This window comes from Sphaerochaeta sp. S2 (assembly GCF_016406725.1).
Taxonomy (GTDB): domain Bacteria; phylum Spirochaetota; class Spirochaetia; order Sphaerochaetales; family Sphaerochaetaceae; genus Sphaerochaeta.
The window spans coordinates 1-7,259 of the sequence record NZ_JAEKNT010000092.1 but is presented as its reverse complement, the minus strand read 5'-3'; the positions used below and the strand labels follow the sequence as shown (position 1 = coordinate 7,259).

Genomic DNA, 7,259 nt, shown 5'->3' with positions numbered 1-7,259 from the left:
ATCTCATCATGGACATCCTGAAAAATTCCAATCGCTCTGCGATGTTCCTGTTCTCCATCTGAGAGAAAAGCATAACTCAATCTCAGCCATCGGAATGAGCCTGCTGCACTACGGACTGAAAGGATTGAATCTGGTTCATTGCCAGCTTGCAATTGTGCAAAATCATGGTTCAGGGTCACTGAAAAGTCAGGATGGATATAGCCTTCTTCAAGCAGGAAATCAGCAGGGTTGTGAATCTCAAGGGGAGTATGGCCACCAAGAACAGTTCTTGACAGCGCAACAAGACGATCTTCATCAAGATGATACTCCCACATTTCCAAGGTAGAGTGAGAAAATGCAAACTGGAGCCTGGTATTCTGTCTTTCCAGTGCAAGGGCATTATGGTGTGCTTCTGAAACGTCGCTGGCCACTAGGTAGTATACAGGGAATTGACCATGGTGACGGCTGTACCTACCAAGCAGTCTGATGAAACGATCTTCCTTACGTTGTAATCGAAAGGATACATCCAATTCCTTGTGGCTGCTCTTCAGTTTCTGGAAAACTGCCTTGATACGTTTTCGCTCTTTTTCATGTACGGAGTCCAACAAATCAAGTTCATTGTAGTTGTGGAACTCCTTCGGGGTGTATGCGAGCAGTTTGGACAAACCTCTACTGAGATAGGTTGCAATTATCTCATCGCCAAGTTCATATACCCCCACTCCACCGGGAAGGTTGTTGATAGAAAGCATTCGCTCTTTATTAGGGCCGCTTTGACCAACCTCGTTCATACTTCTTACACCCTCTTCCACAAAAAGTATCTCATTGTAGCACATTTCATGTAAGAAGTATGATAGAACATCTATTTTTTCACCGAGTCCTGGGAATCTTTGAGCAATACATCATGTGCTCCGCCTTCTATGATGGAAGTGGAACTGACTACCGTTAATCGAGCCTTCTGCTGCAATTCAGGAATGCTGAGTGCACCACAGTTGCACATGGTTGATTTAATCTTGCTTAGACTCAAGTTGAGATTGTCTTTCAGCGGGCCTGCATAGGGGACATAGGAATCGACACCTTCCACAAAGCTCAGCTTTCCATCCCCTCCAAGGTCATATCGTTGCCAGTTTCGTGCACGGGAAGATCCTTCTCCCCAATACTCCTTCATGTAGGAACCCTTGACATTTACCTTCTCTGTCGGTGACTCGTCAAATCGTGCAAAATAGCGTCCCAACATCAGGAAGTCGGCACCCATTGCCAATGCAATGGTCATATGGTAGTCGAGGACTATTCCACCATCAGAGCAAATGGGAATATATACACCCTTCTCATTGAAGTATTCATCACGGGCTTTTGCGACCTCGAGCAAGGCTGTTGCCTGTCCTCTTCCAATTCCTTTTGTCTCTCTGGTTATGCAGATCGATCCTCCGCCAATGCCGACCTTCACGAAGTCAGCACCGCTTTCAGCGAGGAAGAGGAATCCTTCCCTGTCCACTACATTCCCAGCTCCAACCTTTACTCGATCCCCATACTGCTTCTTGATCCAGGAGAGTGTAAGGCGTTGCCATTCACTGTACCCTTCAGATGAGTCGATACAGAGTACGTCGGCACCGCTATGAACCAAGGCTGGAACCCGTTCCTTGTAGTCTCTGGTATTGATGCCAGCTCCAACACGGTAACGTTTCTTCTCATCAAGCAACTCATCAGGATTATCCTTATGACAGTCATAATCCTTCCTGAATACAAAGTACTTGAGTCTGTTCTTCTCATCCACGATGGGAAGGCTGTTGAGTTTGTGTTCCCAGATTATGTCATTTGCCTCACTGAGTGTTATCCCTTCACGGGCGTACACCAAGTTTGCAAATGGTGTCATGATCTGGTTGATCGGGGTATCGAGAGAGGTCCTGCTTGGCCTCCAGTCACGTGAAGAGACAACACCAAGCAATGTTCCTGAGCTGCTGCCATCTTCTGTCACGGCAATGGTAGAATGCCCTTTCTTCTCTTTAAGTGCTATCAAATCTGAAAGCGTATCCTCTGCCCTGAGATTGGAATCACTGGGTACAAAACCAGCCTTGAAAGCTTTTACACGGGCTACCATTGCGCACTGTGCATCGATAGGCTGTGAGCCATAGATGAAACTGATTCCACCCTCCCTTGAGAGAGCCTTGGCCATTTCCTCACCACTCACGGATTGCATGATGGCACTACTCATGGGAATGTTGAGGGTGATGGAGGGTTCTTCCCCTTTTTTGTACTTGACCAAGGGTGTCTTCAAGGACACATTTGCTGGAATGCATTCGGTACTGGAATATCCTGGGATTAGCAGGTATTCACTGAATGTTCGGGAGGGTTCTTCATAGAGGTAGGCCATAACGCAACTCCTTAGAGGGTTTTGGCACCATATTGTGCACAGATATCTATAGTATTGCAAGCATATTGCAACAAATATCATCCGATTTGTTGCAAACTATCTATAGACAGCTTACCGCTTACCCACCAGAAGCAATGAATCTTTTTCCTTCAGTGCAACCTCTATCGTGTGAGAATGAACAATTGCCCTCTCTGCATCACAACCCTCAAAGCAAGTGATTTGCAACAGTGTATTGTCAAGTCTAATGGTAGTCGGCCTCTCATGCTTTCCCAAAATACAGAGTATTGCCTCATGATTCGTATACCGAACAAAGCATAGAGAGTATTCATCGCTATAGAGTACCTTCCAAGCACCATGGGCAAGGGTATCAGCATGAGCTGAGCGGAACTGTCCAAGCCTTGTATAGAGTGAGAAGAAATCCTTGTTCCACTGTTCTTGGTCCCACTGCATGGGATATCGAGCGGATTCAACAGATCCGTACGGGCCAGGAAGCGCAATTTCTTCCCCATAATAGATGTTCGGCATACCGGGAAGTACATACAACAACTTCACAATTCCAGCATAAAGAGAAAAATCAAAAATTTCCTGATGGGCATAGAGACGAGGGGTATCATGACTATTGATCAGATTCATCTGCATGCTAAGCATCTGTTGTGGCATTGACTGCAGATGGCTTTGAAGCGCTTCTGCAAACTCAATCCCATTGAAGGCTCTTGTCGTCCCAGGATTCTGGCCCCAGCAATCTGCCATGTACCGGTCCTTCTCACCCATCCAGCTTCTCATCGGCCGGCTGCTTCCCAGGTAGTTCATGGTTGCATCCCACATATCACCCTGGAGAAATGGGGTGGAATCAACCCAGTCCTCTCCTACCAAGTATGCTTGATTATTCTCTTTCTTGACTGCCTGTCGAACTTCCCTCCAGATCTCTTCGCACAACTGGTCATCTCCCCTCCGTCCGACCTCACTTGCAACATCAAGTCTCCAACCGTCTTGGAGGTAGGGCTTCCTGAGAAAGGAACGCAATACGGAATCAGGGCTACGGTAGATCAAATCACGTAGTTCATCGCTGTTGTAATTAAGCTGCGGTAGCGTCTCGACATCTTGCCAGAACGCTACAGAGCCATCATCATTGATGTAATAATAGGTGGATTCCTTGCTTGAGGGATCAGAGAGAGCCTTCTTGTACCAGGGATGTTCAGTTCCAGTATGATTGATTGAAATATCGACTACTACGCGAATTCCTTCCTTATGGAGCGCCTCACAGAGGTGGGCAAAAGCCTCATCTCCACCGAGCTTCTCATCTACATGAAAGAAATCGGTGCAGTCATAGCGATGGGTGGTTTTGCTCATCCCAATAGGATTAAGGTAGAGCACCGTTACGCCAAGGCTCTTGAAATGGTCAATGGCATCCTCAATACCTTTCAGGTCACCGTTGAAGAAATCAAGGCATCGCCCTTCCTCGAACTCAAGGGGGATTTCATCAAAACCGTGTACTGTGACCTCACCCCCATCAAACCTGTATTGTCCTTCTTTCGCACCAACGGCCGGATCACCCTTACGGAATCGATCAGGAAACACCTGGTAACAGAGGCCACTCCCCACCCACGTTACAGGGACCAGGTCACTGACCAAGTGGAAACATTCTGCAAGTGGAGGAACAGAGGCTTTCACGCCCACCTTGCTATAGGAATACGCTCTTTCATCCGTAACCAGGAAGAAATACCAATAGGCTGATGTATCCACCAGCTTGAAGCTGCCTTTGTACAATGTACGAGACCCTTCCTGCACTTTATCCAGTGTGATCTGCATCTCACGTCCAAGCTGGAAACTCACCAATCTTACTTGTTTGATTGGGGCGGATGAGTCCACCTGTATTGAAACGCTCACCATCTCACCCTTCTTTGGGTAGAGCGGTTGGATATACAAGGCTGAGACATTACTGTCAATGGATAGCTTCCAGGTTGTACTGATCATATTACTTCCTCATATTGTTTGTTGACTGTACTACAAAACCGGTTTAGTATAACAATATACCAAGTTTTGCGGCTGTGCAACCTGCATTGTTCCCCTTCAATACAACATTGTGGTAGGATATCGGCCGAAGTTGAGGATTGCACCATGGCAGAGCAAACGACCAGAATCAAACGACCTACGATCAAGGATATCGCCCGAGAGAGCGGATATTCCAAGACTGCAGTCTCCTTTGCATTCAATGATCCATCGAGGATCAGCGAGAAGGCATGCAACCAGATTCTTGAGACCGCTGAACGGCTTGGATACATACCTGATCCAATGGCACGCAATTTCTCACTCCGTAGACATCTTTCCATAGGCTTCCTGCTTCCACAGGAAATTCGGTACTCACTGCAGAACCCGTATGCACAACAAGTACTACTAGGCATTGGGGGTGTCTGTGAAAAATATGGCTACACGCTTACCCTGATCCCACCATTGAATGAGAGTGTAACAGAAGCTGTACGCAATGCAGCAGTTGATGGCTTGATTACCATGGGTATGCAGGTCGATATGGACATTGTCTCGGTCATGAAAACCCGCTTGATCCCCTATGTGACCCTTGATGGGACTCCTGATGAAGATATGCCCAGTGTAAACATCGATGATGAGTTGGCTTCCTATGAATTGATGAAAACAGTACTCGAATCGGGACACCGTAACATCTGCATCATTTCACTGGGACAAGACATTTTTGCTGAGAAGGCAACAAAGATGAGCCTTCCCCAACGAAGAATGGAGGGTTTCAGGAAAGCTTTGAAGGAAGTGGGAATTCCCCCCGAAGATGTACCGGTTTTGGTAAGTGAACCAACACTTGCAGATGGAAAACTGAGAGGCAAGGAAATTATGGCATTTGGAAAGATGCCCACCTGTGTTGTCTCAATGAGTGACATTGTGGCAATTGGGTGTATTGTCAGTTGGAATGAAGAGGGTTTGTCTGTCCCTGAGGATATTTCTATTGCAGGATTCGATAATATTGATGAAGCTTCCTGTATCATCCCCCATCTCACAACAGTAGACCAGCCAGCACAGGAAAAAGGACGCCTTGCTGCTGAAGCCCTGTTTAATATGATAAACAAGGAGACCTTGCAAAGCGTCCATATTCAAATTCCCTACACGTTGATAAAACGTGATTCAGTAAAAGATCTTACTTCTGTACAGCCTTGATCAAGGCAGAGAGAACTTCATCTGGAGCTGGGGAAGCATCGATATCGACCAACAATCCTTTCTCACGATAGTAAGCAATAAGGGGCTCTGTCTGCTCCTCATAGACACTCAAACGATTCAAAATTGCCTCTGGCTTATCATCATCACGTTGGATGAGAGGCTCTCCTGTTTCATCATCAATACCCTCCACCTTAGGTGGATTGTAGTGGATATGATAGGTTCTTCCTGTGGATTTACACACTCTTCTGCCGCTCAGGCGTTTTACAATCTGATCGCGGTCAAGTACGAAATTCACCACTGCATCAAGCGTTTTCATCTCTGCGAGTGCGTCAGCCTGGGCAATGGTGCGTGGGAATCCATCAAGGATAAAACCATTCTTTGCATCAGATTCAAGGAAACGCTGTTTTACCATCTCAATGGTTACAGAGTCTGGAACCAAATCACCGGCAGCCAAGATAGCTTTTACCTGCTTGCCTAGTTCAGTATCCCCTTTGATATGACTGCGAAACAGGTCGCCAGTCGAAATATGGGGAATGCCAAAATGATTTTTTGCCTCGGACGCGATGGTCCCCTTACCGGCACCCGGAGGGCCGAGAAAAACTAAATTCATGTTACACCTCACAACAGAAGAATAGTAGCATCCTACCACAATGTCCCTATTTTGTCCTCCCCTGTAAAGATGTAGAAAATTTACAAACATCAGTTTATTTAATGCTATACTATAACAAAATTTCACTAAGAAGGAGTATTGTATGAAACGATTGCACGTTCTTCTACCTATGCTGTTGCTTCTTTGTGTATTGCTTCCTGTTTCTGCCCAAGGATCAAAGGCTGCAGCCTCTGATGAGGTGGTGCTCACCATGGGTTCCTGGAGAACCGATGATGTAGAGCAGATGAATCGCTTGCTTGCTGCTTACAAAAAGCTTGCCCCTGAGGTAACGATCAAGTTCCAACCGACAAATCCTCCAGACTACAACGCTACCCTGCGTCTGCAACTGGACAGTGGAACCGGCCCAGATTTGATGTACGCCCGTTCATACGCAGCAGGTCAGGAGTTGTTCAATGCTGGATATTTTGCCGATTGTACAGATATTCCGGGACTCATGGATAACTTCACGGCAAGCAATCTTGCCCCATGGCAGATGAGTGACGGAACCATGTTCGCTGTTCCTTTTGCAGCAGTGAGTCATGCGGTATATTACAACAAGGATATTTTCGAGAAGGAAGGACTTTCCATTCCAAATGACTGGGAATCATTCCTCTCACTCTGCAACACTCTTGAAAACAGAGGGTATACGCCACTTGCCAATGGATTGGCTGATGAGTGGGATATTCTTGAGACCTTCTTCTTCGGTCTGCTCCCCAATTATATCGGAGGGGCTGACATGCGGGTGAAATATGAGAATGGAGAGCTTCCTCTCAATGATAAGAACTTTATAGCTGCCTACCAAGCCATGGCAGATGTTGCACGATACTGTCCTGATGGTTTTGAGTCGGTTACCTACAATGACAGCCAGGTACTGTTCAACAGCCAGAAAGCGGTCATGTTCGTGGATGGTAGCTGGACAGCCGGTGTCTATAAGGATGCATCCTTTGATTGGGGCTTGTTTGCCATTCCTGCTCCAAAGGGAAAGAACACTGCTATCTGCTTCCACCCTGATATGGCTATCACGATGAATAGGGCAACCAAGTATCCTGAGGAGGCGAAAGCCTTCCTCGCATGGCTCTGCAC

6 protein-coding genes are annotated in these 7,259 nt (G+C 46.7%); 2 read left to right on the top strand and 4 right to left on the bottom strand.

Annotated elements, in window-relative coordinates; translation table 11 throughout:
- The 3 genes from JF818_RS02670 to JF818_RS02660 form a co-directional block, all read right to left on the bottom strand.
- Positions 1–767: PAS domain-containing protein (locus JF818_RS02670; protein WP_198890445.1), on the bottom strand; the 767-nt coding region annotated here is incomplete at its 3' end.
- 71 nt (positions 768–838) lie between these two features.
- Positions 839–2,347, bottom strand: coding sequence for an IMP dehydrogenase (locus JF818_RS02665; protein ID WP_198890444.1), 1,509 nt, complete (start codon positions 2,345–2,347; stop codon positions 839–841).
- 111 nt (positions 2,348–2,458) lie between these two features.
- Positions 2,459–4,321, bottom strand: a complete 1,863-nt coding sequence (locus JF818_RS02660; RefSeq protein WP_198890443.1) for a glycoside hydrolase family 13 protein — start codon at positions 4,319–4,321, stop codon at positions 2,459–2,461.
- Positions 4,322–4,465: 144 nt separating this feature from the next.
- On the opposite strand from JF818_RS02660, the gene JF818_RS02655 reads away from it, so the two are divergent.
- Positions 4,466–5,527, top strand: a complete 1,062-nt coding sequence (locus JF818_RS02655; RefSeq protein ID WP_198890442.1) for a LacI family DNA-binding transcriptional regulator — start codon at positions 4,466–4,468, stop codon at positions 5,525–5,527.
- Here JF818_RS02655 and JF818_RS02650 read toward each other — a convergent pair.
- The gene (locus JF818_RS02650; protein ID WP_198890441.1) at positions 5,508–6,137 is read right to left on the bottom strand and encodes an adenylate kinase; all 630 of its coding nucleotides are present in this window, start codon (positions 6,135–6,137) and stop codon (positions 5,508–5,510) included. The two genes, JF818_RS02655 and JF818_RS02650, sit on opposite strands and share 20 nt — an antisense overlap.
- A 142-nt stretch (positions 6,138–6,279) precedes the next feature.
- Between JF818_RS02650 and JF818_RS02645 the strand changes: the two genes are divergently transcribed.
- Positions 6,280–7,259: ABC transporter substrate-binding protein (locus JF818_RS02645; RefSeq protein ID WP_198890440.1), on the top strand; the 980-nt coding region annotated here is incomplete at its 3' end.

Coding starts and splice junctions, on each gene's coding strand:
- JF818_RS02665 (WP_198890444.1), bottom strand. CDS start 2,347: ATGGCCTACCTCTATGAAGAACCCTCCCGAACATTCAGTGAATACCTG.
- JF818_RS02660 (WP_198890443.1), bottom strand. CDS start 4,321: ATGATCAGTACAACCTGGAAGCTATCCATTGACAGTAATGTCTCAGCC.
- JF818_RS02655 (WP_198890442.1), top strand. CDS start 4,466: ATGGCAGAGCAAACGACCAGAATCAAACGACCTACGATCAAGGATATC.
- JF818_RS02650 (WP_198890441.1), bottom strand. CDS start 6,137: ATGAATTTAGTTTTTCTCGGCCCTCCGGGTGCCGGTAAGGGGACCATC.